At 50.8% G+C, this 26,399-nt stretch carries 30 protein-coding genes; 15 read left to right on the top strand and 15 right to left on the bottom strand.

Annotated features, from left to right (window positions below; translation table 11 throughout):
- The first annotated feature begins 92 nt into the window (after nucleotides 1-92).
- From hisC to ROA7450_RS09595, 3 genes are read left to right on the top strand one after another with little or no spacing between them, the layout of a single operon-like run.
- Nucleotides 93-1,178, top strand: coding sequence for a histidinol-phosphate transaminase (gene hisC, locus ROA7450_RS09605; RefSeq protein WP_085805491.1), 1,086 nt, complete (start codon nucleotides 93-95; stop codon nucleotides 1,176-1,178).
- On the top strand, nucleotides 1,175-2,092 hold the full coding sequence (locus ROA7450_RS09600) for a prephenate/arogenate dehydrogenase family protein (RefSeq protein WP_085805490.1): 918 nt from the start codon (nucleotides 1,175-1,177) through the stop codon (nucleotides 2,090-2,092). The genes hisC and ROA7450_RS09600 overlap by 4 nt, the downstream gene beginning before the upstream one ends.
- The gene (locus ROA7450_RS09595) at nucleotides 2,089-2,694 is read left to right on the top strand and encodes an extensin-like domain-containing protein (RefSeq protein WP_085805489.1); all 606 of its coding nucleotides are present in this window, start codon (nucleotides 2,089-2,091) and stop codon (nucleotides 2,692-2,694) included. Before ROA7450_RS09600 ends, ROA7450_RS09595 begins: the two co-directional genes overlap by 4 nt.
- A gap of 57 nt (nucleotides 2,695-2,751) precedes the next feature.
- Here the strand turns inward: ROA7450_RS09595 and ROA7450_RS09590 are convergent, their stop codons facing one another.
- Both ROA7450_RS09590 and hrcA read right to left on the bottom strand, forming a co-directional pair.
- A complete protein-coding gene (locus ROA7450_RS09590) occupies nucleotides 2,752-3,315 on the bottom strand; it encodes a nucleotide exchange factor GrpE (RefSeq protein ID WP_085805488.1) in 564 nt (187 codons plus the stop codon).
- A 9-nt stretch (nucleotides 3,316-3,324) separates the two neighbouring features.
- Nucleotides 3,325-4,389, bottom strand: a complete 1,065-nt coding sequence (gene hrcA / locus ROA7450_RS09585) for a heat-inducible transcriptional repressor HrcA (protein WP_085805637.1) — start codon at nucleotides 4,387-4,389, stop codon at nucleotides 3,325-3,327.
- A gap of 117 nt (nucleotides 4,390-4,506) precedes the next feature.
- Here hrcA and rph point away from each other — a divergent pair, with 117 nt between their 5' ends.
- From rph to hemW, 3 genes are read left to right on the top strand one after another with little or no spacing between them, the layout of a single operon-like run.
- On the top strand, nucleotides 4,507-5,223 hold the full coding sequence (rph, locus tag ROA7450_RS09580) for a ribonuclease PH (RefSeq protein ID WP_085805487.1): 717 nt from the start codon (nucleotides 4,507-4,509) through the stop codon (nucleotides 5,221-5,223).
- Nucleotides 5,216-5,824 (top strand): RdgB/HAM1 family non-canonical purine NTP pyrophosphatase, encoded by a 609-nt coding sequence (gene rdgB / locus ROA7450_RS09575; RefSeq protein WP_085805486.1) that lies wholly within the window; start codon nucleotides 5,216-5,218, stop codon nucleotides 5,822-5,824. Before rph ends, rdgB begins: the two co-directional genes overlap by 8 nt.
- Nucleotides 5,817-6,974, top strand: a complete 1,158-nt coding sequence (hemW, locus tag ROA7450_RS09570; protein WP_085805636.1) for a radical SAM family heme chaperone HemW — start codon at nucleotides 5,817-5,819, stop codon at nucleotides 6,972-6,974. Before rdgB ends, hemW begins: the two co-directional genes overlap by 8 nt.
- Here hemW and ROA7450_RS09565 read toward each other — a convergent pair.
- From ROA7450_RS09565 to hemJ, 7 genes are all read right to left on the bottom strand, one after another.
- Nucleotides 6,971-7,870 (bottom strand): ParB/RepB/Spo0J family partition protein, encoded by a 900-nt coding sequence (locus tag ROA7450_RS09565; protein WP_085805485.1) that lies wholly within the window; start codon nucleotides 7,868-7,870, stop codon nucleotides 6,971-6,973. The genes hemW and ROA7450_RS09565 overlap by 4 nt on opposite strands.
- 10 nt (nucleotides 7,871-7,880) lie before the next feature.
- Entirely contained in the window at nucleotides 7,881-8,684 is an 804-nt protein-coding gene (locus ROA7450_RS09560; RefSeq protein ID WP_085805484.1) for a ParA family protein, read from the bottom strand.
- Complete coding sequence (gene rsmG, locus ROA7450_RS09555) at nucleotides 8,677-9,285, bottom strand: 16S rRNA (guanine(527)-N(7))-methyltransferase RsmG (RefSeq protein ID WP_085805483.1); 609 nt, start codon at nucleotides 9,283-9,285, stop codon at nucleotides 8,677-8,679. The genes ROA7450_RS09560 and rsmG overlap by 8 nt, the downstream gene beginning before the upstream one ends.
- Nucleotides 9,285-11,147 (bottom strand): tRNA uridine-5-carboxymethylaminomethyl(34) synthesis enzyme MnmG, encoded by a 1,863-nt coding sequence (mnmG, locus tag ROA7450_RS09550; RefSeq protein ID WP_085805635.1) that lies wholly within the window; start codon nucleotides 11,145-11,147, stop codon nucleotides 9,285-9,287. Before mnmG ends, rsmG begins: the two co-directional genes overlap by 1 nt.
- Before the next feature lie 12 nt (nucleotides 11,148-11,159).
- Nucleotides 11,160-12,446 (bottom strand): tRNA uridine-5-carboxymethylaminomethyl(34) synthesis GTPase MnmE, encoded by a 1,287-nt coding sequence (gene mnmE / locus ROA7450_RS09545; RefSeq protein ID WP_085805482.1) that lies wholly within the window; start codon nucleotides 12,444-12,446, stop codon nucleotides 11,160-11,162.
- A 22-nt stretch (nucleotides 12,447-12,468) separates the two neighbouring features.
- Nucleotides 12,469-13,740, bottom strand: a complete 1,272-nt coding sequence (gene rho / locus ROA7450_RS09540) for a transcription termination factor Rho (protein WP_085805481.1) — start codon at nucleotides 13,738-13,740, stop codon at nucleotides 12,469-12,471.
- A gap of 121 nt (nucleotides 13,741-13,861) precedes the next feature.
- On the bottom strand, nucleotides 13,862-14,311 hold the full coding sequence (hemJ, locus tag ROA7450_RS09535) for a protoporphyrinogen oxidase HemJ (RefSeq protein ID WP_085805480.1): 450 nt from the start codon (nucleotides 14,309-14,311) through the stop codon (nucleotides 13,862-13,864).
- Between the two features lie 406 nt (nucleotides 14,312-14,717).
- Here hemJ and ROA7450_RS09530 point away from each other — a divergent pair, with 406 nt between their 5' ends.
- The 4 genes from ROA7450_RS09530 to dnaQ are packed head-to-tail and all read left to right on the top strand — an operon-like array spanning nucleotide 14,718 to nucleotide 17,428.
- Nucleotides 14,718-15,317 (top strand): Maf family protein, encoded by a 600-nt coding sequence (locus ROA7450_RS09530; protein ID WP_085805479.1) that lies wholly within the window; start codon nucleotides 14,718-14,720, stop codon nucleotides 15,315-15,317.
- Nucleotides 15,314-16,147 (top strand): shikimate dehydrogenase, encoded by an 834-nt coding sequence (locus ROA7450_RS09525; RefSeq protein ID WP_085805478.1) that lies wholly within the window; start codon nucleotides 15,314-15,316, stop codon nucleotides 16,145-16,147. Before ROA7450_RS09530 ends, ROA7450_RS09525 begins: the two co-directional genes overlap by 4 nt.
- Nucleotides 16,144-16,737, top strand: coding sequence for a dephospho-CoA kinase (gene coaE, locus ROA7450_RS09520; RefSeq protein ID WP_085805477.1), 594 nt, complete (start codon nucleotides 16,144-16,146; stop codon nucleotides 16,735-16,737). Before ROA7450_RS09525 ends, coaE begins: the two co-directional genes overlap by 4 nt.
- Complete coding sequence (gene dnaQ, locus ROA7450_RS09515; RefSeq protein ID WP_085805476.1) at nucleotides 16,730-17,428, top strand: DNA polymerase III subunit epsilon; 699 nt, start codon at nucleotides 16,730-16,732, stop codon at nucleotides 17,426-17,428. Before coaE ends, dnaQ begins: the two co-directional genes overlap by 8 nt.
- Here the strand turns inward: dnaQ and secB are convergent.
- Both secB and ROA7450_RS09505 read right to left on the bottom strand, forming a co-directional pair.
- Nucleotides 17,425-17,931: a protein-export chaperone SecB gene (gene secB, locus ROA7450_RS09510; RefSeq protein ID WP_085805475.1), complete on the bottom strand. Its 507-nt coding sequence runs from the start codon at nucleotides 17,929-17,931 to the stop codon at nucleotides 17,425-17,427. The two genes, dnaQ and secB, sit on opposite strands and share 4 nt — an antisense overlap.
- Nucleotides 17,932-17,989: 58 nt before the next feature.
- A complete protein-coding gene (locus tag ROA7450_RS09505; protein ID WP_085805474.1) occupies nucleotides 17,990-18,475 on the bottom strand; it encodes an FxsA family protein in 486 nt (161 codons plus the stop codon).
- 108 nt (nucleotides 18,476-18,583) lie between these two features.
- Here ROA7450_RS09505 and ROA7450_RS09500 point away from each other — a divergent pair, with 108 nt between their 5' ends.
- From ROA7450_RS09500 to ROA7450_RS09490, 3 genes are read left to right on the top strand one after another with little or no spacing between them, the layout of a single operon-like run.
- Nucleotides 18,584-19,246 carry a Tim44/TimA family putative adaptor protein gene (locus tag ROA7450_RS09500; protein WP_085805473.1) on the top strand — a complete coding sequence of 221 codons (663 nt, stop codon included), beginning with the start codon at nucleotides 18,584-18,586 and terminating at the stop codon, nucleotides 19,244-19,246.
- Nucleotides 19,243-20,280, top strand: a complete 1,038-nt coding sequence (mltA, locus tag ROA7450_RS09495; RefSeq protein WP_085805472.1) for a murein transglycosylase A — start codon at nucleotides 19,243-19,245, stop codon at nucleotides 20,278-20,280. The genes ROA7450_RS09500 and mltA overlap by 4 nt, the downstream gene beginning before the upstream one ends.
- Complete coding sequence (locus ROA7450_RS09490) at nucleotides 20,277-20,861, top strand: Smr/MutS family protein (RefSeq protein ID WP_085805471.1); 585 nt, start codon at nucleotides 20,277-20,279, stop codon at nucleotides 20,859-20,861. Before mltA ends, ROA7450_RS09490 begins: the two co-directional genes overlap by 4 nt.
- On the opposite strand, the gene ROA7450_RS09485 is transcribed toward ROA7450_RS09490, so the two are convergent.
- Both ROA7450_RS09485 and hslU read right to left on the bottom strand, forming a co-directional pair.
- Nucleotides 20,844-22,067, bottom strand: a complete 1,224-nt coding sequence (locus ROA7450_RS09485; RefSeq protein WP_085805470.1) for an MFS transporter — start codon at nucleotides 22,065-22,067, stop codon at nucleotides 20,844-20,846. The genes ROA7450_RS09490 and ROA7450_RS09485 overlap by 18 nt on opposite strands.
- Before the next feature lie 48 nt (nucleotides 22,068-22,115).
- On the bottom strand, nucleotides 22,116-23,423 hold the full coding sequence (hslU, locus tag ROA7450_RS09480) for an ATP-dependent protease ATPase subunit HslU (RefSeq protein ID WP_085805469.1): 1,308 nt from the start codon (nucleotides 23,421-23,423) through the stop codon (nucleotides 22,116-22,118).
- A 164-nt stretch (nucleotides 23,424-23,587) separates the two neighbouring features.
- On the opposite strand from hslU, the gene ROA7450_RS09475 reads away from it, so the two are divergent.
- Nucleotides 23,588-23,986, top strand: coding sequence for a DM13 domain-containing protein (locus ROA7450_RS09475; protein ID WP_085805468.1), 399 nt, complete (start codon nucleotides 23,588-23,590; stop codon nucleotides 23,984-23,986).
- Nucleotides 23,987-24,104: 118 nt separating this feature from the next.
- Nucleotides 24,105-25,346: an MFS transporter gene (locus tag ROA7450_RS09470; protein WP_085805467.1), complete on the top strand. Its 1,242-nt coding sequence runs from the start codon at nucleotides 24,105-24,107 to the stop codon at nucleotides 25,344-25,346.
- A 12-nt stretch (nucleotides 25,347-25,358) separates the two neighbouring features.
- On the opposite strand, the gene hslV is transcribed toward ROA7450_RS09470, so the two are convergent.
- Both hslV and trxA read right to left on the bottom strand, forming a co-directional pair.
- Complete coding sequence (gene hslV / locus ROA7450_RS09465; protein ID WP_085805466.1) at nucleotides 25,359-25,913, bottom strand: ATP-dependent protease subunit HslV; 555 nt, start codon at nucleotides 25,911-25,913, stop codon at nucleotides 25,359-25,361.
- 116 nt (nucleotides 25,914-26,029) lie between these two features.
- The gene (trxA, locus tag ROA7450_RS09460; protein ID WP_085805465.1) at nucleotides 26,030-26,350 is read right to left on the bottom strand and encodes a thioredoxin; all 321 of its coding nucleotides are present in this window, start codon (nucleotides 26,348-26,350) and stop codon (nucleotides 26,030-26,032) included.
- Between the last annotated feature and the right edge of the window lie 49 nt (nucleotides 26,351-26,399).

Here is a 26,399-nt window from a genome sequence, read left to right as displayed (position 1 = left end):
AGGGCCGCGACGGGAAACCGCCGCGGCCTTTTCTTTTGCCGCTGGCCAAGATGGAAACCCCCCGCTAGAAAACCTGCGAAGGAGTAACTGCCATGACAAAGATCACCCCCCAACCAGGGATCATGGACATCGCTTTGTATCAAAGCGGGGCGTCGCATGTTGAAGGTGTGTCAAACGTCGTCAAGCTCAGCTCGAACGAGAACCCGTTTGGCCCCTCGGACGCGGCAAAAGATGCCTTTACCAAAGCGGCCTTTGAATTGCATCGGTATCCTTCTTCTGATCATTCATCGCTGCGCAATGCGATTGGGGAAATCCATGCTGTTGATCCGGCGCGCGTGATCTGTGGTGCCGGAAGTGATGAGATCATTGCCTTTCTATGTCAGGCTTATGCAGGCTCGGGCGATGAGGTGATTTACACGGAACACGGGTTTGCCATGTACCGGATTAGCGCGCTGGCCGCTGGTGCCAAGCCGGTTGAGGTGCGTGAACGGGACCGCGTGACGGATGTGGATTCTATTCTCGCAGCCTGCACCGAGAACACAAAGCTTGTGTTTATCGCCAATCCAAACAATCCAACTGGAACTATGATTGGCGATGGTGAAATTACGCGTTTGGCTGACGCTTTGCCCCCGCAAGTTTTGTTGGTTCTGGACGGCGCGTATGCTGAATATGTCGAAGGGTATGACGGTGGCGTTCGCGTGATTGAGCAGCGCCAGAATGTTGTGATGACCCGTACGTTTTCCAAGCTCTACGGTCTAGGTGGCTTGCGGATCGGCTGGGGTTATGGACCACAGCACGTCATTGACGTGCTCAATCGCGTGCGCGGTCCATTTAACTTGTCACAGGCCGGGATTGCGGCGGCCGAGGCGGCCGTACGCGATACCGTTTGGGCCGAGAAATGCCGGACGGACAACACTCGTCTGCGCGCCTGGCTGGCCGAAGCGCTGGCCGGTCACGGTGTTCCATCTGATACCTCTTGCGCAAACTTCATTCTGGCCCGATTTGCTGATCAGGCCACGGCTGAAGCCTGCAATGAGCACCTCAAATCCGAAGGGCTGATCGTCCGGTGTGTGGGCGGGTATAACTTGCCGAATTGTTTGCGTATTACCATCGGGGATGAACCCTCGTGTAGACGTGTAGCTCATGCGATCGGTCAGTTTATGGGAGACAGCGTATGACAGTCATATATAATCGCGTCGCCCTGATCGGTTTGGGTTTAATCGCCTCCTCCATGTACTGGGCAATAAAACGCGCCGGGCTGGCAAACGAAGTTGTCGGCTTTGCCAGATCCGAAGAAACGCGACAAACTGCACGAGAAATCGGCCTCTGTGATCGTATCTGTGATACCGCTGTAGCGGCTGTAGCAGGCGCAGATCTGGTTGTGTTGTGTGTGCCGGTTGGCGTCATGGGTGCCGTCACAGCAGAGATTGCACCCGCTTTGAAGCCCGGTACAACGGTGAGCGATGTTGGATCTGTAAAACGTGAAGTCATCAGTGCGGTCACGCCTTATTTGCCAAAGGGTGTTCATTTCGTCCCAGCGCACCCTTTGGCTGGAACTGAACATTCAGGACCGCGTTCAGGCTTCGCCGAACTGTTTGATAACCGTTGGTGTCTGATTGTCCCGGTTGAGGGGTCGGATGAAACCGCCTGTGAGAACGTTGAAAAGCTTTGGCAGGGCATGGGCAGCCTGACCGAACGTATGGATGCGGATCATCATGATCGGGTTCTGGCTGTCACCAGCCACGTGCCGCACCTGATAGCCTACACAATGGTGGGTGTGGCCGATGATCTGCGGCGTGTCACAGATTCTGAGGTGGTAAAGTACTCAGCCGCTGGTTTTCGGGATTTCACCCGGATTGCCGCCTCTGACCCAACCATGTGGCGTGACGTATTTTTGTCAAACAAAGATGCCACATTGGAAATTCTGGGACGCTTCACCGAAGAGCTCTTTGCCTTGCAGCGTGCCATCCGAACAGATGATGGCGCGCATCTGCATGATTATTTTACCCGCACACGTGCCATTCGGCGGGGGATTATCGAAGCTGGTCAGGATACCTCTGCACCGGACTTTGGCCGAGGAGGGTCTAAATGAAGCGCCACGCCATCTTGATTGCGGCTGTTCTGTTAAGCAGTTGTTCTGGGTCACAAAACTCTAACCCATTAAGAAGCATGGGGTCAGTTTGTGGAGACCCGGACATTCGGGGCGAACTTGTCGGCAAAGTTCACGGAGGCGGCGGGTGTGGGTTTGATAACGGCGTTCGCGTCAGTTCAATCAATGGGATTTTGCTCAGCCAACCTTCTTTGATGCGTTGTGAAACGGCAAAGGGCATGAAATCTTGGATAGGTAAAGGTATGCAGAAAGCCGTTGGCAATACTGGCGGTGGTGTGGCACAAATTCAAGTTGCTGCGCATTACGCGTGCCGTACACGCAATCATCAAGCCGGCGCGAAACTGTCTGAACACGCCAAGGGCAATGCGATTGATATCTCTGGCTTCCGCCTGAGGGATGGATCCGAGATTTCTGTCAAACAGCACTGGGGCAAAGGCAAGTACGGTCGCATCTTGAAAAAGATGCACAAATCGGCCTGCGGCAAACCCTTTGGCACCGTTCTAGGGCCGAACTCTGACGCGCATCACAGGGATCATTTCCACTTTGACATCGCGCGCCATGGAAATGGGGCCTACTGTCGCTAAACGGAAATCGGCGCAGGTGAATTTACACACTGCGCCGATCTTCAAAGTTCTACTGAACTAAGAGCCGGTGTTGGAAGACACCCCAACCTGCGCCGGGCGCAGGATTCGGTCGTGCAACATGAAACCCTGTGCCGAGACCTGAATGATTTCACCCGCTTTGGTGCCCGGAACCGGGGCTTCGAACATCGCTTCGTGTTCGTTGGGGTCAAATCGATCACCCACTTCAGGTGAAATCATCCGCACTCCATGCTTTTGGAAAACATTCAGCAGCTCGCGCATGGTCAGTTCCACACCTTCGATCAGAGCAGAAGCAATTTCTTTTTGATCTTCGGTTACGGAATCAACGGCGCGTTTCATGTTGTCAAATACTGGCAACATGTCACGCGCTAAACGTGAACCACCATAGTTTTCAGCTTCGCGACGGTCTTTTTCAGATCGTTTGCGGGCATTTTCGGCATCTGCCAGTGCGCGCATAAATTTATCCTGAAAGGCATCACGTTCGGCCCTCAGGGTATCAATCTCTGCTTCTTCGTCTGAGATCTCTTCAATGTTGATCTCTTCTTCTTCGGCCTCGGCCTGTTCGATATCGTCGAGAAATTCTTCTTCTTGCGTCTCAGCCATCTCTCACCTCTAGCTTCGGTCGGCGATCAGCTTGCCAACCAACTGCGCCGTATAATCCACAATCGGCACGATTCTTCCGTAGTTCAAACGCGTCGGGCCAATGATTCCCACCGCACCAACGATCTTACGATCAGAGTTCATATATGGAGACACCACCAAAGAGGAACCCGAAAGTGAAAAAAGTTTGTTCTCAGAGCCAATAAAAATGCGTACCCCCTCTCCTTCTTCGGTCAATTCGAGGAATTCAGCGATATCACGCTTGCGCTCAAGATCATCAAACAGGGTTTTAATCAGGTCAAGCTCTTCCGCAGCAGCATCTGAATGAAGCAGATTCGACCGACCGCGCACTATCAGACGCTCATGATGTTCGTCTTCGTCATCCCAGATCGCTAAACCGCTTTCGACCATGTCGCTTGAGAGTTTGTCGATCTCTTGCCGACGCTTCGAGATTTGCGCCGTAATATCCCGCCGGATGTCCGTCAATGTCTTGCCGTCGATCAGGGCATTGATGAAATTCGTCGCTTCGCGCATCGCACTTGGTGTGTAGCCGGGCGGCGGTGTGAACACTCGGTTTTCAACATGACCATCTGCAAACACCAAAACCACCAAGGCCCGGTCCGCACCTAGCCCCACAAATTCGATATGTTTGATCGGTGCTTCGTGCTTTGGTGCCAAAACCAGCGATGCCCCTTGCGTCACACCAGACAGCGCTGCGCCTACCCGATCAAGTGCGGTTTGAACGTCAGGCGTGTTCGCTCCAACCGTCGCATCAATCATCTCGCGGTCTTTAACCTGAAGATCATTCACCTCGAGCAGACCATCAACGAACAAGCGAAGGCCATTTTCCGTTGGCACCCTACCCGCACTGACATGCGGACTATCAAGCAAGCCAAGATATTCCAGATCCTGCATGACATTACGGATGGTGGCGGCGCTGACATTTTCACTGAGTCCACGTGTTAAAGTACGTGACCCAACCGGATCACCCGTCTCAAGATAAGATTCGACCACGCGGCGGAAAACCTCGCGCGACCGCTCGTTCAACTCATCCAGAAGTTTGCTCGCGTTTGCCATTTGATTCATTATCTTCCTCGGTGAACCATTAAAGACGGGAATTCAAAAAGGTCAATCAGGCTTGCCATTTCCCCATGCTCCCCTGTATTGCCCAAGCCAATAGAAAAAGGATTGATCATGCGCCCCTCAGGACGAAAACTTGATGAAATGCGAGCGGTTTCGATTGAGACCAATGTCACCAAACACGCTGAAGGGTCCTGCATGATCCGTATTGGCGACACGCATGTTCTTTGCACCGCCACCATCGAGGACCGCGTACCTCCGTTTATCAAAGGCTCCGGCCTGGGTTGGGTTACCGCCGAATACGGGATGTTACCACGTTCAACGACGTCGCGCATGCGCCGCGAGGCCACGGCTGGCAAACAAGGCGGTCGTACCGTCGAAATTCAACGTCTTATCGGTCGTTCTCTGCGCGCTGGCGTTGACCGCGTTGCGATGGGCGAGCGTCAGATCACCGTTGACTGCGATGTTATTCAAGCCGATGGCGGAACGCGCTGTGCTTCGATCACCGGGGGTTGGGTGGCGCTGCGTTTGGCTGTCAACAAACTACTCAAGGCTGGTGATATCACCTCAGATCCCCTTGTTGATCCTGTTGCTGCAGTGTCTTGCGGTATCTACGCCGGGCAGCCGGTTCTGGATCTGGATTACCCAGAAGACAGCGATGCCGGTGTCGACGGTAACTTCATCATGACTGGCTCCAAGAAACTAATTGAAATCCAAATGAGCGCAGAAGGATCCGTTTTCAGCCGCGACCAGATGAACCAGCTAATGGATCTGGCTGAGAAAGGCGTGGACGAACTGGTCGCCGCACAAATGCAGGCCACCAATGCGTAAGTTTACCGACGATACGCTGCTGGTGGCCACCCATAATGCGGGGAAGCTTGCAGAAATCGCTGATCTCATTCAGCCCTTTGGCGTTCAGGTTATTGGCGCCGCCGAAAAAGGGCTGAGTGAGCCGGAAGAAATCGAGGCAACCTTTGTCGGTAACGCCCGGATCAAAGCCCATAGCGCAGCCAAAGCCTCTGGCCTGCCCGCACTGTCAGATGATTCAGGGATAGAAATTCTGCCATTGAATGGCGCACCGGGCGTATATACGGCGGATTGGGCTGAAACAGAGACTGGTCGTGATTTCACCATGGCAATGGAAAAGGCCCATGATCTGTTATTAAAGAATGGCGCGCCACAGCCTTGGAAAGCGCGGTTTTGCTGTACTTTGGTGCTGGCCTGGCCCGATGGTCATGACGAGGTTTTTCCAGGTACAGTTGACGGCGAATTCGTCTGGCCAATGCGCGGCGAATTGGGCCATGGCTATGACCCGATCTTTCAACCTGATGGTCACAGCCTGACCTTTGCCGAAATGGATGCCGAAGCCAAAAACACGATCAGCCACCGCGCACGCGCCTTCGAAAAACTGGTTGGCGGTTGCTTTGCCTGAAGACTGGCACAACGGGGGCTTTGGCCTCTACCTTCACTGGCCCTTTTGTCAGGCCAAATGCCCGTACTGTGATTTTAACAGTCATGTTCGACAAACGATTAACCAGCGCATTTGGTTAAAGGCTTATTTGAGTGAGATCGAGCGCTACGCAGGCCTGCTCCCTAACCGCTTGCTGAATTCGATTTATTTGGGTGGCGGCACACCGAGCCTGATGGAGCCCGAACTCGTTTATGGAATTTTGGACAAAGTCCAGTCCCATTGGACCCTCGCCAACGATGTTGAAATCACGCTCGAAGCCAATCCAAACTCCGTAGAAGCTGATCGTTTCAAAGAATATGCGTTGGCTGGAGTGAATCGGGTCTCTCTTGGTGTGCAGGCGCTCAATGACCAAGATCTAAAACGTTTAGGACGACTTCATTCAGCCGATGAGGCCCTACGCGCACTGGAGATTGCGAAAACCCATTTTTCTCGGGTCAATTTTGATTTGATCTATTCGCGGCAAGATCAAAGCCAGTCAGACTGGGAAGTCGAGCTAAAACAAGCGCTTACGCTGGCAGGTGATCATCTGTCATTGTATCAATTGACCATCGAAGATGGCACCGCCTTTGCTGATCGATTTTTGTCCGGAAAACTACGAGGTCTACCTGATGATGATCAAAGCGCAGACATGTTTGAAGTCACGCGCGCACTTTGCCAAAAGGCCGGGTTTCAAAACTATGAAGTGTCAAACTTTGCCCTGCCCGGCTCGGAATCCCGACACAATCTGATCTATTGGCGCTACGGCGATTATATCGGAGTCGGCCCTGGTGCACATGGTCGCATTACACTGAATGGCCAGCGATTTTTAACAGAAGCCCATCACTCCCCCGAAGAATGGCTGGAGAAGGCAAGTTCCGGAGAGACCGAACAACACTTCGCCAAAATCTCAACTGTTGAGCAAGCGCAAGAATACTTGATGATGGGCCTACGCCTAACAGAGGGCATAGATCTTGTGCGCTATGAAGAAATTTCAGGCTATCCCTTGAGACCAGAGAATATCAAAAACATGCAAGATCTAGGCATGGTCGACCATGCGAATAATCGCCTTAGCGTCACACCAAAAGGGCGCACACTACTCAATGCTGTCACGGCTGAGCTTTTCCGCGATTAAAGTGGTCGGGTCAGAATCCCGCAAATCGTATCGAGCTGATCAAAGCTGTCATAAGAAATCACCAGCTGACCTTTTTCTTGACCAGGCTTGTGATTGAGACTGACCTTCATACCCAAGTTTGCAGCCAGATCGCTTTCTAGAGCTTTTGTATCTGCATCTTTGGCCGGTTGAGTACGCAACTTGGCCTTTTTGGTTTCTCCATCTGATTGAGATGATTTAGCAATCTTCTCTGCATCGCGGACGGAGAGGCCTTTTTTGATAATTTGGCGGGCCAAAGTTGCGGGATCTTCTGACGTAATCAAAGCACGGGCATGACCTGCGGAAAGGCGGTCTTCGCGGACATAAGTTTGAACTTCGTTCGGAAGGTTCAGCAAACGGACAGAATTGGCAATATGACTCCGACTTTTACCCAATACCTCAGCGAGTTTTTCTTGGGTATGGCCGAAACGATCCATCAGTTGATTATAGCCCAAGGCTTCGTCCATCGCATTCAGGTCCGCGCGCTGGACATTCTCGATAATCGCGACCTCCAGGACCTCGGTATTGGTAAATTCTCGTACCAAAACCGGGATATCATGACGTTGTGCTATTTGTGATGCGCGCCATCGGCGCTCACCAGCGACAATTTCGTAAATTTCATTTATTTCCGGGTGTTTACGAACGATAATGGGCTGAATAACGCCCTTTTCACGAATTGATGCGGCGAGTTCTTGCAGCTTTTCTTCATCAAACATGCGCCGCGGCTGATCGGGGTTTGGCTGTACCTTTTCAATCGGCACCAGGATATCGGGCTGCTTTGGATCTTGGGCGGCGCTGACAGCGTTATCTTCGACCACATCTGCCATCAATGCAGATAATCCGCGTCCAAGACCCCTTTGTTTGCTCTTCTTAGCCATGTTATGTCCCCTATTTCGCAACCTGATTTGACATCAATTCTTTCGCCAATGCCCGATAAGCCTGTGCCCCTTTGGACATGGGATCGTACTCCAAAACAGGCAGAGCAAAAGAAGGTGCCTCACTCACCCTGACATTTCTGGGTACGCAAGTTTTAAATACCAGATCCCCTAGGTTATCGCGCGCATCCTGTTCGACCTGGTTTGACAAATTGTTTCGCGAATCGAACATTGTAAGCACAATTCCCTCGATCCTGAGGTTTGTGTTGGCGGTTTGTCGTACTTCACGAATACTGAGCATTAACTGCGATAGGCCTTCTAGCGCAAAAAACTCACTTTGTAGCGGAACCAATACAGAATGAGCCGCAACCATTGCATTCACCGTTAGCAAATTTAGCGACGGCGGACAATCGATCAGGACATAATCAAAGTCGTACGCATCGATTGCAGGCTGGCGTAAGGCATCATGCAGGAGAAAACTTCTTTTTTCATTTGAAATCAATTCAATATCTGCAGAGCTCAGATCAACATTGGCTGGGATAATCCGCAGGTTCTGAATATCCAAGCTTTGGATTGCTTCTTCGAGGGGCGCGTCATCCACAAGCAGATCATATGTCGTGACATCACGATCCGCCCTTTCTATGCCCAAACCCGTAGACGCATTTCCCTGAGGATCAAGATCAACAATTAGTACCTGACATCCCTGCTCTGCCAAAGCAGCGGCGAGATTGATGGCAGTGGTGGTTTTGCCTACGCCACCTTTTTGGTTCGCGACTGCGATGATCTTAGGGGCATCTACACGCAATGGATCAGACATGTTGAATTCCTGTGATACTCATAATGACAGACCCGGAGTCCGTCTGACTGTCGTATGTGGTGTACCCGAAGGTCCAGTTCGATTCTGCTTCTTCAAGCTCAGCTTGCCAATTTTTTCCCTTGGGAAAAAGAGCTATTCCACCTTTATCCAAGTGATGAGCAGCGTAACCAATCAAGGAATTAAGATCTGCAAGGGCCCGCGCTGATATGACATCTGCTTTCAGAGCTGGAACCTTTTCGATGCGATCATTGATAACTTGTACCGGTGCGTTAATTTCCCTAATAACTGTTCTTAAAAACATACACTTACGCATATCGCTTTCAATCAATGTAATCTGATTAGGATTATCGCTATCCATCCCGGCGATAGCTGCAACCAGTCCAGGAAACCCGGCACCGGATCCGACATCCACCCACTTCTTCCCGGTACAATCAGCAATTTGGTGAATTTGAAACGAGTCTACAAAATGCCTATTCCAAGCATCATCTATTGTCTTGGGCGACACGAGGTTTATCTTTGAGTTCCATTTTTTGAGGAGCTCAAGATAAACATCCAAACGCTGCTTTGTTTCACGTGAAACATCTACTTGAACTCTATTCATCAGGCCGACTTTTCCCGGACCCAACGCTTCAATGCGCCCAGAATCAAGGTAAGGCCGGCAGGCGTCATACCGTCAGTTTGCGCCGCCTTTGCAAGGTTTTCCGGCTTCGCATTTGTTAGCTTCAGCACCAATTCGTTCGACAGTCCATTAATCGCGGAAAAATTAAAATCCTCAGGTATGCTAATCTGTTCGTCTTTTTTCACCAACTCCATGTCTCGCGCCTGACGCTTGATGTAATTCGCATAAAGTGCGTCTTTGGATAGCTGATCACGCGTTTCCTGATCAACTTGTTCAAGATCGGGATCCAGCGGAAGCAAGTCTTCAAAGCTGAGATTCGGAAACGCCAACAGATTAAACGCGGTCCGTTTCGTGCCGTCTTGATTTATATCTAACCCAGCTTCTTTGGCCTGCTTTGGTGTAAATTGTTTGGAACCCAATAACTCCATACCAGATTTCAAACGCTCACTCTTCTCGCCAAAAAACGCCTTTCTTTCTTCACTTACGCAGCCCAGCCCTATCGCCAGCGGTGTAAGTCTTTGATCCGCGTTATCTGCCCTCAACGACAATCGAAACTCCGCCCGCGAGGTAAACATTCGGTATGGCTCAGCCACGCCACGGGTTGTCAAATCATCAATCATCACACCAATATAGCTTTCAGATCGACTAAAGGTGCAAGGGTCTTTCCCTTGAGATTTCAGAGCCGCATTTAAACCCGCCACCAGACCTTGCGCCCCTGCCTCTTCATATCCTGTGGTTCCATTTATTTGACCCGCTAGATATAGATTCTCGACACCTTTGAGTTCAAGCGAGAGCGAGAGCGAGCGTGGATCAACATAGTCATATTCGATCGCATATCCCGGCTGCAAAATTGTTGTTTCTTCTAATCCCTTTATTGAATGAACATAATCATTCTGAACCTCAACGGGCAACGAGGTTGAAATTCCGTTAGGATATATCACGGAATCAGACAGGCTTTCTGGTTCAAGAAAGATCTGATGAGATGTTTTATCTGCAAATCTAACAATCTTATCTTCAATTGATGGACAGTAACGCGGGCCAACACCGTCAATGTGACCACCATACATCGCAGAACGTTCCAGATTCTCCCGGACGATCTCATGAGTCTTTTCATTCGTATGCGTTATTCCGCAAGAGATTTGCTTCGCTTCTGCTGCTTTAGTGAAAAATGAGAAGAAGGTCGGATCATCATCACCAGGCTGGCATTCCAACTCGTCCCATTTAATCGTCGCTCCATCCAGACGCGGCGGTGTGCCAGTTTTCAAACGTCCAAAATCTATTCCAAATTCATCCATGCGCTCCGCCAAGCGAACAGACGGTTTATCCCCCATTCGGCCGCCAGGGTAAGAAGTATCCCCTATATGAACAACGCCCCGCAAAAATGTTCCAGTTGTTAATACAACAGCATCCGCCAGAACTTCATGCTCATCATCCAGCTTAATACCGTAAACTTTTCCACTTTTTACCAGAAGATCCGTCGCTTCACCTTCGAGAACTTCCAATTTTTTTTGTTGGGCTATCTCAAACTGCATAGCTTCGCGGTAAATCTTACGGTCTGACTGTGCCCTTGGCCCCTGAACCGCTGGCCCCTTTCGACGATTTAAAAGCCTAAACTGGATGCCAGCCTTATCGGCAACTCTACCCATTACTCCGTCAAACGCATCAATCTCACGTACTAAATGCCCCTTACCCAAGCCGCCAATTGCAGGGTTACAGGACATAACACCAATGGAATCGAACGTCAGAGTCACAAGTGCGGTTTTCACACCCATCCGAGCAGAGGCGTGTGCCGCTTCGGTGCCGGCGTGTCCGCCACCAATTACAATCACATCAAAATGTTTCACGTGAAACACTCCTTACTTGCCCAGGCAAAAGCTTGCGAAGATCTCGTCAAGAAGATTCTCAACACCAATTCTGCCTACCAGAGAATCAAGAGAACGAACAGCCGCTCGGATCTCTTCTGCTGCAAACTCGGCGACATCTTCACCACCGCTCACATAGGACTGCGCGGCACTAAGCGACTCCAGGCCTTTATTCATCGCTTCCTGATGTCTTATTCGCGTCGCAAGCCCCGCATTGGAAGACCTGGAACGCAAAATTGATGAAATACGCTCCAGCAACTCTGAAACACCGAACCCCGTCTTTCCAGAAACCGCGTTAACTTCCTTCTCTTGCGTATCAGCTTTTGCAGTCAAAACAATATCGTCTTCGCATGGTTCAAATTCAAGCGGGTGTTCTTTATCTTGCAGAAACACACACAGATCCGCAGCCCTGGCCCGCTCTTTCGCTCGATCAATACCGATGGATTCGACAAAATCATCGGTATCTCTCAATCCAGCAGTGTCCAGAAAGGTTACAGGCAAGCCATATAGGTCCATACGCACTTCGATGACATCCCGGGTTGTACCAGCGTACTCCGAAGTAATAGCGGCTTCTCGCCCGGCGATCTTATTCAGAAGGGTGGACTTACCCACGTTCGGCGCGCCAACAATTGCAACTTCAAAACCCAGCCGGATCCTCTCTGCTGATTTGACCCCTGCAATCTCTTGTTGGATCTCACACATAACATGATCCAACAAACCATTCACCTCGGGCGAGACATCGGTTGGAACCTCTTCATCTGCAAAATCAATCGTCGCCTCAATCAACGCCGCTGCTCGAATAAGCTTCTTCCGCCAGCCCTCTGTTTTCTCAGCAAACTCTCCTTTAAAGATGCGAATGGCCTGACGGCGTTGCGCTTCTGTTTCAGAATCAATTAGATCGGCCAAACCTTCGACCTGAGACAGATCAATGCGCCCATTTTCCAACGCTCGACGGGTAAAATCTCCCGGGTTTGCAGGCGATAATCCTTCAATGGAAGACAAAGCATTTAAAACAGAGGTCACGATTGCAGGGCTACCATGAAGGTGGAATTCTACGGTCTGATCTCCAGTAAAGCTTTGATTTTTATCAAACAATATCAAAAGTGCTTCATCCAGAAGCACACCATCAGGATCTGTCAAAACCCTGACAGATGCCTTGCGTACCTTTGGTAAATCACCGCACAATGCCTGTGCCGCATCAAAGGCCCTTGGCCCTGATACCCTGACAATAGCAACGCCTGCTTTACCCTCAGCCGATGAGAGGGCGAATACGGTTTCCATGTTTCACCCTTTCAAAGCCTGATTAGGTGTTCATCGAATCGAAGAATTCCGTGTTTGATTTGGTCTGCTTCAGTTTGGACAGAAGGAACTCGATCGCATCGGTTGTCCCCATTGGGTTGAGGATCCGGCGCAGAACAAAGGTTTTCTGCAGATCAATCTTATCAACCAACAGATCTTCTTTCCGGGTACCGGACTTTAGAATATCAATCGCTGGGAAGACACGCTTATCGGCAATCTTGCGATCCAGAACAATCTCGCTGTTACCTGTGCCTTTGAATTCTTCAAAGATAACTTCGTCCATTCTGCTGCCTGTATCGATCAGAGCGGTCGAAATGATGGTCAATGATCCACCCTCTTCGATATTTCGGGCTGCACCAAAGAAACGTTTTGGGCGCTGAAGCGCGTTGGCATCCACACCACCGGTCAGAACCTTACCCGAGGATGGAACCACCGTGTTGAACGCCCTACCAAGTCTTGTGATAGAGTCGAGAAGAATAACAACATCTCGTTTATGTTCGACAAGACGTTTTGCTTTTTCGATCACCATTTCAGATACGGCAACGTGACGCGTGGCCGGTTCGTCAAAGGTCGAGCTGATCACCTCACCCTTCACACTGCGCTGCATGTCGGTCACCTCTTCCGGGCGCTCGTCAATCAGCAGAACGATGAGATAGCACTCAGGGTGGTTCTTTTCGATGCTAGCAGCGATATTTTGCAGGATAACCGTTTTACCGGTCCGTGGAGGCGCAACAATCAAGGACCGCTGACCTTTACCTATTGGAGAGACAAGATCGATCACACGGGCCGATTTATCCTTGATGGTAGGATCTTCGATCTCCATCTTCAGGCGTTCATCAGGATAAAGCGGCGTCAGGTTATCAAAAGCAATCTTATGGCGGGCTTTTTCAGGCTCTTCAAAATTGATTTGACTGACCGATGTAATTGCAAAATACCGTTCATTATCGTCTGGTTGCTTGATTTCACCTTCGATGGTGTCACCTGTTCGCAGAGAATATTTACGGATCATCTCAGGAGAGACGTAAATATCATCCGGTCCAGGCAAATAGTTTGCTTCTGGCGAGCGCAGAAATCCAAATCCGTCCTGCAGAACTTCAAGAACACCATCTCCAAAAACAGTCCAACCTTCGTCAGCTCGTTCTTTTAGGATCGAGAACATCATCTCGCCCTTGCGCATAGTTGAAGCGTTTTCGATTTCCAACTCTTCCGCCATAGCCAGAAGGGTTTTAGCACTTTGTGCCTTGAGTTCAGAAAGGTTCAGGCGCTGACTGCACATATGAGATATACCTATGGAATTCACCGCATGAGCAGCAATTCGATGTGTGTTTCGGAGAAATACCAACCCGGACGGGTTTAAGAGGCTATTTAAGGTGCCACAGCACTGGAGTCAATTCCTCCTAGAACCGGACCACGACAGACAGAACAATAACTACCATCAGAATAGTCGGGAGCTCATTCATCATTCGATACTGACGACCCGTGACGGTATTCTGACCATTAATGAAGTCTTTCCGACGTTTCGCCAACCAGTGGTGATACCATGTCATCGACAGAACTGCCGCCATTTTTGTAAAAGGCCACACGGCTGACCAATCGACAATTCCCGGCGTGAACACCATAGCTAATCCAAAAACCCAGGTTGAAATCATGGCTGGATTCATAATCACGCGCAAAAGCTTGTATTCCATTTCTTGAAATATTTGGTCCTGCACATCACCAGCCTCTGATTTTTCTACATGATAAACAAACAGTCTGGGCAAATAGAACAGGCCAGCCATCCAGGCGATCACTGACATAATGTGAAGGGACTTGATCCAAGGATAAGCAATGCTGAGAAAGTCGATCATGGGTTATCCCTGAGTTTGGTTCACGACACATATAATAAAATATTAAAAGAGAAAGAGTTGATGATTTTTGTAGGGTAAGAAATTTCTGTGGATCAAATGTTTTAAGAACTATTATCCACAAATGAGAAACGTGTTGATAACTTGAGGGAGGAATCGAAGGGTAAATGAAAATAATGTATATTTTCCAAAATATTAAATTTTATCTTACTGCAGAGAATCCGGGGATAAGCATCGTCGAATTCCACTTCCGCTGTCTTACTATAAGCCCTAAAATATCCTTTTCCACACACGTAAAAACTGGCTGAACATTTTAACAGCTTATCAAGTTTTCCATGAAATCCGCTTGCCGTTGGAAAACCGATAAATTTATCAATACTGATCCAGAAATTATTCAACAGGTATCCACATGTCCCCAAGTATAATTCTGGCGTCTTCATCGCAGATACGGCAATCACTGCTGAAAAATGCGGGCATCGCATTCGATGTGATCCTTGCCCGCGTTGATGAAGCTACAATAAAGAGATCGCTGTTGAGCGACGGTGCAACGCCACGCGACATTGCCGATGCTTTGGCGGAACATAAAGCCCGGAAGATCAGTTCGAAGTATCCCGGCTCATTGGTCTTGGGATGTGATCAGGTGCTCTGTTTTGAAAATCAACTATTTTCCAAACCAGACAACAAAAACGAAATGAAAGAGCAGTTGAAGGTGCTGAGAGGAAAGCCTCATGAGCTTTTGTCGGCGGTCGTGATCTATGAAAATACGGAACCGAAATGGCGTCATGTTGGCTCTGTAAAACTCACCATGCGCACTCTTTCTGATCGATATATTGACCAATACGTCGAGCGAAATTGGAAAAGCGCGCAGTATTGTGTGGGGGGCTACAAGCTCGAGGAAGAAGGTAGTCGATTGTTCGCGCAAATCGAAGGTGATTATTTCCATGTCCTGGGTTTACCTCTATTGGAGATCATGACCTATCTGATTGATCGCGGAGATCTGGACATATGAAAGAGAGCAAAATTCCACTGGCAGGTGTGATCGGCTGTCCGATTGCTCACTCAAAATCTCCTCAGATACATGGGCATTGGTTAAAAACCCTTGGATTGAAGGGCCACTATGTTCCGCTTCACGTTAAACCTGAAGATCTAAGCGATGCACTGCGGACTATGCCCAAGCTTGGATATGTTGGCGCGAATGTGACGATCCCGCATAAAGAGCAGGCGTTGGAAATTGCCGATGTTGTCTCGGATCACGCGGCAAAGATTGGCGCTGCCAATACGCTTGTGTTTGGCGGCGATGGTAAAATCCATGCCGATAATACGGATGGCTACGGATTTGTGCAAAATCTTCGCCAGTCAGCGCCAAAGTGGAATCCAAGCGCAGGTCCGGCTCTCGTTCTTGGAGCTGGTGGTGCTGCTCGGGCCATTATTGTTGCTTTGTTGGATGCTGGTGTGCCTGAAATTTTGTTGTCAAACCGGACTGCAGAGCGTGCGGAAACACTTTGTCAGGAATTTGGACCGCGCCTCAAATCCGTTGCGTGGGATACCGCAGATACCACTGTTTCAGATGCCGCAACATTGGTGAACACCACGGCATTGGGAATGACAGGCAAAGCCCCTTTGACGTTGTCGTTGAAAGGCTTGCAGACCTCTACGCTCGTAACAGATATTGTTTATGCTCCCCTGAAAACGGAGCTTTTGGCAAAGGCGGAAGAGGCTGGGTGCATAACAGTCGATGGATTGGGAATGTTGCTGCATCAAGCTGTGCCAGGGTTTGAGCGGTGGTTTGGTACGCGACCCGCTGTGGATGAGGCAACCCGTCAGGCAGCCCTGGCATGACGTTCCGTCTGGGCCTGACCGGATCTATCGGCATGGGCAAATCAACCACAGCCCAATTATTCGCGGACGAAGGGTGCGATACCTGGGATGCCGACGCTGCGGTTCATCGGTTATATTCAACAGGCGGGCTGGCGGTTGAGGGAATACGGAAGGTTTTCCCAGAAGCGATTGAAGACAATGCTGTCTCTCGTGCAAAACTGAAGCAGATCATTTCATCTGATGAAACAGCGCTGAAGCAAATCGAAGAGATTGTTCATCCGTTGGTACGCGCGGATCGGTTGGAATTTATCGAAGTGTCAGACCGTGATATCGTGATTTTTGATGTTCCATTACTGTTTGAAACCAATAGCCAGAATGAATTCGATGCGGTGGTCTGCGTCACAGCTCCTGCTGATGTGCAAAAACAGCGCGTGCTGGCTCGACCCGGAATGACAGAAGCGCACTTTCAGATTATTCTTGGTAAACAAATGCCGGATGCTGAAAAACGCAAACGCGCAGACTATATTGTTGAAACGACAACGCTGGAGCATGCCAAAATGCAGGTACAGCAGATTGTCAGCGACATACGGGGCAAATTGAGCAATGCGTGAAATCGTACTGGATACCGAGACAACGGGTTTTGATCCCTTTTCAGGTGATCGGATTGTCGAAATTGGTGCGGTGGAGCTCTATAACCACATGCCGACAGGCGTCACGTTTCACGAATATATCAATCCTGAACGCTCAATGCCAAACGAAGCGTTCGAGGTGCACGGGTTGGGGGATGACTTTCTGCGAGACAAACCGGTGTTTTCGAAAGTCGCGCAAAAATTTGTGGACTTCGTGCAAGATGCAAAGCTGGTTATTCACAACGCAGCTTTTGATATGAAGTTCCTCAATGCAGAGCTGAAATGGGTCAATCTGCCAGAGCTACCGTGGGAGCAGGCAATCGATACGCTCGAAATCGCACGCAAAAAATTCCCCGGATCGCCAGCTTCATTGGATGCGCTTTGCCGTCGTTTTGGGATCGATAACTCGTCGCGGACATTGCACGGTGCTTTGCTCGACTCTGAAATCTTGGCCGAAGTGTATCTGGAGCTAATTGGCGGCCGTCAGCCGGATTTTGCTTTGAATGTCACTAGGCAAACCACCGCCAACTCTGCACAACAAGATCAGTCGGATTGGCGGCCTCAGCCACGTGGTAAGGCTTTGCCATCGCGCTTGTCTGATCAAGAAAAAAAAGCGCACCAGGCCTTTGTTGAGCAAATCGGCGATGGTGCGCTATGGAAGACGTATAATTAAGCGTCGGCTTTTTGTGTCGCGTTTTCGGCTTTGCGACGGGCGATTTCATTTCTGTAAAGCTGCATGAAATCGATGGTCTCCAGATTCAGTGGAGGGAAGCCACCGTCGCGGGTCACATCACTGACGATACGGCGCAGGAATGGGAATGTCATGCGTGGGCATTCGATCAGCAAAAAGGGGTGCAGTTGGTCCTCTGGAACACCTTCGATGTGGAAGACGCCAACATATTCCATTTCCAACAAAAACAGCGGCTCTTCGGACTCTTTGTTTTTTGAGGTGATGTTCACCTTGGTGGCAACTTCATATTGGTTTTCGGCGGAGCGTTTTTTCGCATCCAGATTAACGGCTACTTGTACATCCGGCTGAACCTCACCGCCAACACCGCGTTGCGCGAGAATGTTTTCGAATGACATGTCGCGGATGAATTGCGTTAGGACATTCAGTTTAACTTGGGGTTGGGTTTGCGCAGCGGCGTCTGCAGCGCCGTTTTCTTGTTCAGCCATTCGGGCGTCTCCTTGGAAAAATAAGTTGGGGAGTGCATATCAGGATGTGATTGGGGCCTCAATGCTTTGTCCAGCCCGAGTCACCTGGTTCTACAGTGTTGTCTGAATTTACCTCAAAAAAGTCACCATCGATGACGTCAGAATTGGGCTGATTATGGTGTTGGCCACGAGGGTTTGGGCCCATCTGAATATGTTGAACATTAATTCGGGTCTTGGCGTAGGCGATGATGGCTTTACGGATTGGTGGTGCCAAAAGAGCAAAACCAACGGCATCAGTGAAAAAACCGGGAGTAAGCAACAAAGCGCCGGAAAATAAGATCATTGCGCCATGGGCCAATGGTTCCGAGGGATCATCGAGCTGAGAAAACGATCCACGTAGATCATTCATCGCGGAGCGGCCTTGTGATCGGACCAGCCAAGTGCCCAAGATTGCGGTGAGAATGACAACCGCCAAGGTTGGCCATAGCCCAATCAGGCCACCGACTTGAATAAACAATGCAATTTCAATCAACGGTACCGCAAGGAACGCGATAAACAGCCACATGACTTTGTCCTCTGAATTTCCCGGCGGACTTCTAGACTTGCCCGCCACTCTCACCTAGATAAGGTCTAGTGGTACATCTTACCATGCCTGAGACAAAAAGAGGTACTCATGAACTCGCCCATTATTCAGTTGCTGGTCTTGGCTGGTATTGCAGTGTTTTTGATTTTGCGTCTGAAAAACGTGCTGGGCACCCGTGATGGGTTCGAAGGCCCGCCGCGGTCGCAGCAGCCGTCTGAGACACAAACACGTCGTGATTTCGAAGTGATCAGCAATGACGGGCCGGATCGTGACATCACCGATCATGTTGCAGAAGACTCCGAGGCTGCCGGTTCGTTAGCTGAAATGAAGCGGACTGAACAAGACTTTGGGGTGGCTGATTTCCTGCAAGGTGCCAAAGGTGCCTATGAAATGATCCTGATGGCCTTTGAGCGTGGGAAGATCGATGAAATTTCATCGTTCCTGTCGGACGATGTGCGTGAAGCCTTTGAACAGGTGATCAAATCTCGTGAAGATCAAGGCCTGACCATCGAGGCGGAGTTCGTAGGTGTTCGTGAAACAACGCTGGCAGATGCGAGTTTTGATTCAAATAGCAAAACTGCAGAAGTGTCGGTTCGCTTTATTGGTGAACTGATCTCGGTTGTACGCGATAGCTACGGTAACGCGATTGAAGGCAAGCCGGGCCAATCCAAGCGCCAAAAAGATTTGTGGACGTTCCAGCGAGTGATGGGCTCGGATGATCCAAATTGGCGGCTTGTCGCGACTAGCGAATGATCTTCCGGCTCGCTGCGGTTTTCAGCTTGTGGCTGACAGCCACGGCAGCCGTGGCAGAGGATGATATTGATCTTAAAGTCCTGTCATTTGGTGATCTGGAATCCTGGGAAGAGGATGATCATGAAAAGGCGCTAAATGCCTTTTTGATGACCTGCATGGATCTCAAAGACCCGGACTGGCGTTCTATCTGTGCGGTTGCACAGCAAAAACCGGACGCCAAACAATTCTTTGAACTGTTTTTCAAACCTGTAGTGATCGGGGATGGGATCGACGCGCTATTCACCGGATACTTCGAACCCGAGCTGAACGGCGCGCTGTCACCCGGTGGAATTTATAAATACCCGGTGTATCGCAAACCCCCTGAAATTCCCTATGAGAGCCTGTGGCTCACACGGCGTGAGATTGAAACTGGCCCGGTGATGAAGGGGCGAGGGCTTGAAATTGCTTGGGTCGACGATTCAGTTGAGCTGTTCTTTCTCCAGATTCAGGGATCGGGTCGCATTCGCTTGCCAGATGGCCGAACGATCCGTGTTGGCTATGGCGGCTCGAACGGTCATAATTATCAATCTATCGGAACCGAGCTGGTGCGGCGCGGTATCTACGAAGTGCATCAGGTTTCGGCTCAGGTGATCAAAAACTGGGTGCACCGGAATCCGGTCGAAGGGCAGGAACTGCTTTATCACAATCCAACCTATGTGTTTTTTCGAACGCTCAACAAAATCCCTGCGGATAAAGGTCCATACGGCGCGATGAACAGATCTGTGACAACAGGTAGAACTGTCGCGGTCGATCCGAAATTTGTTCCGCTAGGAGCGCCGGTTTGGGTTGAAAAAGATGGTAAAAACCCGATCCGCCGTTTGATGGTGGCACAAGATACAGGGTCCGCCATTAAGGGACCGCAACGGGCGGATATTTTCTTTGGCACTGGAGACAAGGCGGGCCGTGCTGCTGGCCAATTGCGTGATCCCGGCCGGATGGTTGTTTTGCTGCCGATCCAGCGCGCCTATGCGATGTTGCCGGGAGCGCTGCAATGAGCAAGCGCCGCTTGTCCGCCGAGGATATTGAGCTTTGGAATCGGGTGAAACAAACCACCGAACGGTTTCATCCAGAGCGCAAGGAAGAGCCGTTTTCGCCTGAGGCTCTGGAGCGAAAACCCAAACCCAAGACCTTTCAACCACAGCCATTTTCGATGGGGCAAAAACCAGCGGAAAAACCTAAAGCGCATGACATCCTGCCTGGCATACGTGAGCAGTTGGCTAAGGCACCATTGGGGATGGATGCCAAGGCTTTCGGGCGCCTGAAACGGGGCAAACTCAAACCCGAAGGCAAAATTGACCTGCATGGCAAAACACTCGCGCAGGCACATCCAATGCTGACCTCATTCATTTTGCGCGCGCAGGCAGATGGGAAACGTCTTGTTCTGGTGATCACCGGAAAAGGCAAAGATCGCGATGATGGGGGCCCGATCCCGGTGCGTTACGGTGTGTTGCGTCATGCTGTGCCGCAATGGCTGTCAACGCCGCCGTTGAACCAGATGATTTTGCAAGTCAGCGAAGCGCATCTCAAACACGGCGGCGGCGGGGCTTATTACGTTTACTTACGCCGGAATCGGTAACGCCCGCTTTGAGGTGGAGATTCCAAACCACATCGACAGGGTTGCAAGCACAAAGAATACTGCGATGAACAAGAACTGCAGGTTGATGTTTACGCCATAGTCCAAGCCAAGCCCGGTGACCCCCGGCCCAATGGCTGACCCCAGTACCATAACAGCGGCCGCCATTGCTTTGATCGATCCAAGGTGCGCTGTGCCGTAAAATTCGGCCCAAAAGGCATTGGGAAGCGTGGTGTTGGCCCCGACGGTCAGGGCAAAGAAGAAAAATGCGATATACATCATCGCGGTGCTGTCTGCCCAAGCAAACAAAACAAACGACAGCGCCATAGGAAGCTGAAAAAACGGGATCAAACGTGCCGTGCCTAGAATGTCCAAGGCACGGCCTGATATGATCATCGCGCAAATTCCAGTCAGCGTGTAAAATGGGAACATCTTCACAAACTGAATGTGTTCAATGCCTTTGACAGCGGCAAAATGAACCTGATGAAAGAAGAACGCCGTCACAAAGGCCGACGGCCCCAATAGTGCAGGCACCATGAACCAAAAAAGCCGATGGGTCAGTACCTGATTGCGGGTCCAGTGGCGGTTTTCCATGCCAAAGGATTGGCTGGCCTGTGCCACGCTTTGCGGTGTGCGCTCTTGTGCCAACAATCTCATCAGAACCGGAATGCCCAAGATGGCGATGCAGGCTGCGACGCCCCACAAAATCCGCCAATCATACAGCGTCATTAGCGCGACAAAGATTATCGGAAGCACGGCTTCGCCAATGGCAAAACCGAGTGTTGCAATCGAAAGCGCTGTACCGCGTGTGGCGACAAACCAACGGCCCATGGCGACCACGGCGATATGGCTGCTCATACCCTGCCCGGTAAACCGAAGGGCAAAAATGACAAAAGGCAGCATCCACCATTGCGCTGAAAACGCCATCGATAGGCAGGCCAAGGCTAGTAGGACAAGAATGATCGGTCCCAATATACGGACGCGAAAAATGTCAGTTAGTCCCCCGGCCCAGATCATCAGGATGGCCGAGGCGGTCGTGCCCAATGAGTAGATCCCGCCCCATTGTCCGTGGCTGAGTTCAAAAGCCGCTTGGATTTCCCCGGCAAAAATAGAGATGAAAAATGTCTGGCCAAAGCTGCTGACGAAAGTCAGCAACATCCCGGCAGACAACCAGCGCAGATTTTCGCGGATGAAATCGAAAACAGCCATTCTTTCCTTTTGCCCGGAAATGGCGGAAAGGAAAGAAAAATCGATCTTTTAGAGAACGTAGCGGCTGAGGTCTGTGGATTTCATCAACTCACCCAGGTTGGCTTCGACAAACCCGGCATCGACGGTGATCTTGTCGCCCGACCGGTCCGGCGCGGTAAACGACAGCTCCTCGAACACCCGTTCCATCACGGTATAAAGCCGCCGCGCGCCGATGTTTTCGACGGATTGGTTCACCTCAGCCGCGATATGCGCCAAAGATGCGATTCCATCGTCAGTGAATTCAACTTCAACCTCTTCCGTGCCCATCAGAGCAGAATACTGGCGGGTCAGCGCATTGTCGGTTTCGGTCAGGATACGCACAAAGTCTTCTTCAGTCAGGGCGCGCAGCTCTACACGGATGGGCAAACGACCCTGAAGTTCGGGCAGTAAGTCCGAGGGTTTTGCAATGTGAAACGCGCCCGAGGCGATGAACAGGATGTGGTCGGTTTTTACCGGGCCGTGTTTGGTGGAAACGGTTGTGCCTTCGATCAGCGGCAGTAGGTCGCGCTGAACCCCTTCTCGCGAAACATCCCCACCGCGGGCCTCTTGCCGGGTGCAGACCTTGTCGATCTCGTCCAAAAACACGATGCCATTCTGCTCAACCGCCTCCATGGCGGTGCGGTTGACGGTTTCATCATCCAACAATTTGTCCGCCTCTTCACCAATCAGAACTTCATAGCTTTCGGCCACGGTCATCTTGCGTTTCACGGTGCGGCCACCAAAGGCCTTGCCGAAGATATCACCCAGATTCATCATGCCCATTTGACTGCCGGGCTGACCGGGGATGTCCATCATGCCCATCGGGTTGGAGTGATCGGCTAGTTCCAGTTCAATTTCGGTATTGTCCAGCTCACCTGATTTCAGTTTCTTGCGGAACATGTCGCGTGTCCCTTCTCGGGCATCTTCCCCGGCGATGGCGGAAATCACCCGTTCCTCTGCAGCTGAATGGGCGTTAGCCTTAACGTCATCGCGCATCAATTCGCGGGTCTGGATTATGGCACTGTCGACCAAATCACGAATGATTTGCTCGACATCCCGGCCGACATAACCAACTTCGGTAAACTTGGTGGCCTCAACCTTGATAAATGGCGCACGCGCCAGCTTGGCCAGACGGCGGCTGATCTCGGTTTTGCCAACACCGGTGGGTCCGATCATCAGGATGTTCTTCGGATAAACCTCCTCGCGAATGTCATCTGGCAACTGCTTGCGACGCCAGCGATTGCGCAGGGCCACGGCGGTGGCGCGTTTGGCGTCTTTCTGACCAATGATGAAACGGTCCAGCTCGGATACGATTTCGCGTGGTGTCAGGTCAGTCAAGGCAGTTATCCTTTGCGGTGTCGGTCTGCAGCGTAGGTATACGCGATCACGGAAAACGCAAGCCTGTACACGAATTTCTCGCATTTTATCACGAAAGGGCGAGAGCCGTTCCACTTTGTGCTGGGTGCGTTATGTGTTTCGCATTCGGATCGGGAGGAATGACCATGACCAATCGCAGAACATTTTTGAAATACACGGCGTCGGTCGGTGCAACAGCAATTGCGACAGGGCTTACCCCAGCTTTTGCAGGTGGGCACGGCCGCATTGGCGAATTTTCAGGCCGCAATAATCACATCACGACGGGCAAGGCCGAATTGGCGAAAAACGAAGTTGTCCTGTTCAAGGACTTCAGCCTGGATGGCGCACCGGATCCGCGTGTGGGTCTGGGTAAAGATGGCAAATACGATCCGAAAACAGATCTGGGCAAGCTTAAAAAGCTGAAGGGTAAGCAAAGCTATGCTTTGCCTGCCGATGTTGATGTTTCGAAGTACAATGAGGTTTACATTTGGTGCCGTAAATTCAGCGTGCCGCTAGGTGTCGCCAAATTGGATGCCGCACACTGAATTCTCCACTCACGGAAGCATACTAAGGGTCGCAAGCTCAGGCTTGCGGCCCTTTCTTTTGGAGAAATTGGATTGTTTTGTTAGGGTTAAAAAACTGTTCTGAAAACAAGGTATTAAAATGACCAATATTACGAAGATTACGCTTCTGTTTGTCGTATTTGTAGACCTTCTAGGTCAGGGCCTTGTTTTTCCAATTATCAACACTCTGATTATGTCGAGTGATTCCAGCCTTCTGTCAAAGTCCACACCAACAGGAATGCGTCACTTCTACTATGGTTTGGTGATCGGATCGTTCTTCCTCAGCTGGTTTCTGGGCGTTGTGTATGTGTCCAAGGTTTCAGATTCCATCGGGCGAAAAAACGCTTTGCTGGTTTGCTTGACAGGTGCGTTGATCGGTTATGCTATAACGATTTTGTCGCTGTATCTTGAGAGCTTGGCGCTGTTAATTTTGGGCCGGTGCATCACAGGTTTCACAGCAGGAAATCAGCCAATCGCGCAAGCAGCCATGATTGACGGAAGTAGCGATGACGCAGATCGTGATCGAAATATGGGATATATTATCACCGGCGTCAGTTTTGGCTTGGTGGGCGGGCCAATTATAGGGGCTATCCTGTCCGACAAGGCGTTACTAGGCGGTGCCGCAACATTGAAAACACCGTTTTTCGGCGCATTCGTTTTGGTCTCGATCGCGATCTTTTTGGTGATGGTTTACTACAAAGATAGCCGGACGGAGCGTGAACCATTTGTGTTCCGACTTCGGGATATCACTGATAGCCTTTTTGCGGTGAAAAATCATCCGCTCGTTTTAAAGCTTTTGCCTGTTTACTCGTTGTTCATGATCGCGAATGTCACGTTTTATGTTTTCGTTGACAACTATCTGACAAGCGCCTTCGGCTACGGTGTGGTTGGCGGCAGTATGGCGATGGTAACTATTGGTTTCGCGCTTGCGTTTTCCAGCACGGTACTGGTGAAGCCGGCACAAGAAAGGTTCACCAAGTTTCAGATTTTGTGCGCATCGATGGTCACAATGATTATCTGTGCGCTATTCTTTGTCTTTAGCCCTTTTGGCGTATTGAGCTACGTGCCAGTATTCTTCTTCTACTTTTTCTTTGGGGTCGCCTACCCAACGATCCTGGGCATTTTTTCCTCGAGCGTCAGCGAGAGCGATCAGGGTTGGGTGATGGGTGTCACCACCGCAGTGTTCTGTTTGGCCGGTGGTGTGATGTCTTTGATTGGCGGCGGATTGATGAGTATCGATATCCGCCTGCCCTACTATATTGTATTTGTTGTCGCCACGCTGGCCCTTACTGGCCTGTTTATGCGCTGGCGCAGTGGCGATATTAAAAAACTGATCTCGTGAGAGGGTATCAGGTTAACCCTTGATCGTTTCGACGGTCAGATTGCCATTCGTGTAAACGCAAATGTCAGCGGCAATGGCCATGGCGGCGCGGGCCACTTCTTCGGCCGACTTGTCGCTGTCCATCATGCCGCGTGCGGCGGCAAGGGCAAAGTTGCCGCCTGATCCAATCGCGGTCACGTCGTGCTCGGGCTCCAGCACGTCCCCGGCGCCGGTGATGACATAGAGCTCTTTGCCATCGCTGACGATCAGCATTGCCTCAAGCTTTTGCAGGTACTTATCCGTGCGCCAGTCCTTGGCCAGCTCAACACTGGCGCGTTGCAACTGACCTGGAGTGGCTTCCAATTTGGCCTCAAGCCGTTCCAACAAAGTAAAGGCGTCAGCGGTTGATCCGGCAAACCCGGCCACCACGTCATATCCACCCGGTTTCAGACGGCGGACCTTGCGGGCGGTGCCTTTGATCACGGTCTGGCCAAGGCTGACCTGCCCGTCACCTGCGATGACAACTTCACCACCTTTTTTGACGCCGATAATCGTTGTGCCGTGCCAGCCTGGGAATTCGTTGCTCATGGGGCCTCCGTCATGTTGCCAACTTATATGGAAGGGGTTGGGCCAAGGTGCAAGAAATAGTGCAAGAAAAAGGGCCCGCAAAGGCGAGCCCTGATCGAATTTCCGGTAAATCGGACTTAGATACTGTCTTCGATCCAGCTTTGCAGCGCGGCCTTTGGTGCGGCGCCAGCGCGGTTTGAGATGACTTCGCCATCTTTGAAAATGAACAACGCTGGGATACCGCGAACGCCCATGGCGGCGGCCGAGTTCGGGTTACTGTCAACGTCAACCTTTGCAATTTTAATCTTGCCACCCATTTCGGCTGCTAACTCTTCCAACGCGGGTCCAATTTGTTTGCAAGGGCCACACCACTCGGCCCAGAAATCTACGACAACAGGGACATCAGAGTTTTTGACTTCGGCGTCAAAGGTGGCATCGGTTACGGCAACGGTGGACATTTGGCAGACTCCTGAAAAGGGTGTGTTGAACTTGGGTGCGAACGTAAGA

The sequence above is a fragment of the Roseovarius albus genome, assembly GCF_900172335.1.
Taxonomy (GTDB): Bacteria; Pseudomonadota; Alphaproteobacteria; order Rhodobacterales; family Rhodobacteraceae; genus Roseovarius; species Roseovarius albus.
The sequence above is the reverse complement of the archived record's forward strand: the minus strand, read 5'-3'. Positions and strand labels throughout refer to the sequence as shown.

Coding starts and splice junctions, on each gene's coding strand:
- rho (WP_085805481.1), bottom strand. CDS start 13,740: ATGTGCAGTCAGCGCCTGAACCTTTCTGAACTCAAGGCACAAAGTGCT.
- ROA7450_RS09500 (WP_085805473.1), top strand. CDS start 18,584: ATGAACTCGCCCATTATTCAGTTGCTGGTCTTGGCTGGTATTGCAGTG.
- hrcA (WP_085805637.1), bottom strand. CDS start 4,389: ATGGCAAACGCGAGCAAACTTCTGGATGAGTTGAACGAGCGGTCGCGC.
- trxA (WP_085805465.1), bottom strand. CDS start 26,350: ATGTCCACCGTTGCCGTAACCGATGCCACCTTTGACGCCGAAGTCAAA.
- ROA7450_RS09475 (WP_085805468.1), top strand. CDS start 23,588: ATGACCAATCGCAGAACATTTTTGAAATACACGGCGTCGGTCGGTGCA.
- dnaQ (WP_085805476.1), top strand. CDS start 16,730: ATGCGTGAAATCGTACTGGATACCGAGACAACGGGTTTTGATCCCTTT.
- ROA7450_RS09600 (WP_085805490.1), top strand. CDS start 1,175: ATGACAGTCATATATAATCGCGTCGCCCTGATCGGTTTGGGTTTAATC.
- rph (WP_085805487.1), top strand. CDS start 4,507: ATGCGCCCCTCAGGACGAAAACTTGATGAAATGCGAGCGGTTTCGATT.
- hslV (WP_085805466.1), bottom strand. CDS start 25,913: ATGAGCAACGAATTCCCAGGCTGGCACGGCACAACGATTATCGGCGTC.
- hisC (WP_085805491.1), top strand. CDS start 93: ATGACAAAGATCACCCCCCAACCAGGGATCATGGACATCGCTTTGTAT.
- rsmG (WP_085805483.1), bottom strand. CDS start 9,285: ATGAATAGAGTTCAAGTAGATGTTTCACGTGAAACAAAGCAGCGTTTG.
- ROA7450_RS09485 (WP_085805470.1), bottom strand. CDS start 22,067: ATGGCTGTTTTCGATTTCATCCGCGAAAATCTGCGCTGGTTGTCTGCC.
- ROA7450_RS09470 (WP_085805467.1), top strand. CDS start 24,105: ATGACCAATATTACGAAGATTACGCTTCTGTTTGTCGTATTTGTAGAC.
- ROA7450_RS09530 (WP_085805479.1), top strand. CDS start 14,718: ATGTCCCCAAGTATAATTCTGGCGTCTTCATCGCAGATACGGCAATCA.
- ROA7450_RS09595 (WP_085805489.1), top strand. CDS start 2,089: ATGAAGCGCCACGCCATCTTGATTGCGGCTGTTCTGTTAAGCAGTTGT.
- ROA7450_RS09490 (WP_085805471.1), top strand. CDS start 20,277: ATGAGCAAGCGCCGCTTGTCCGCCGAGGATATTGAGCTTTGGAATCGG.
- ROA7450_RS09560 (WP_085805484.1), bottom strand. CDS start 8,684: ATGTCTGATCCATTGCGTGTAGATGCCCCTAAGATCATCGCAGTCGCG.
- ROA7450_RS09565 (WP_085805485.1), bottom strand. CDS start 7,870: ATGGCTAAGAAGAGCAAACAAAGGGGTCTTGGACGCGGATTATCTGCA.
- hemJ (WP_085805480.1), bottom strand. CDS start 14,311: ATGATCGACTTTCTCAGCATTGCTTATCCTTGGATCAAGTCCCTTCAC.
- ROA7450_RS09505 (WP_085805474.1), bottom strand. CDS start 18,475: ATGTGGCTGTTTATCGCGTTCCTTGCGGTACCGTTGATTGAAATTGCA.
- ROA7450_RS09590 (WP_085805488.1), bottom strand. CDS start 3,315: ATGGCTGAGACGCAAGAAGAAGAATTTCTCGACGATATCGAACAGGCC.
- mnmE (WP_085805482.1), bottom strand. CDS start 12,446: ATGGAAACCGTATTCGCCCTCTCATCGGCTGAGGGTAAAGCAGGCGTT.
- secB (WP_085805475.1), bottom strand. CDS start 17,931: ATGGCTGAACAAGAAAACGGCGCTGCAGACGCCGCTGCGCAAACCCAA.
- mltA (WP_085805472.1), top strand. CDS start 19,243: ATGATCTTCCGGCTCGCTGCGGTTTTCAGCTTGTGGCTGACAGCCACG.
- rdgB (WP_085805486.1), top strand. CDS start 5,216: ATGCGTAAGTTTACCGACGATACGCTGCTGGTGGCCACCCATAATGCG.
- coaE (WP_085805477.1), top strand. CDS start 16,144: ATGACGTTCCGTCTGGGCCTGACCGGATCTATCGGCATGGGCAAATCA.
- ROA7450_RS09525 (WP_085805478.1), top strand. CDS start 15,314: ATGAAAGAGAGCAAAATTCCACTGGCAGGTGTGATCGGCTGTCCGATT.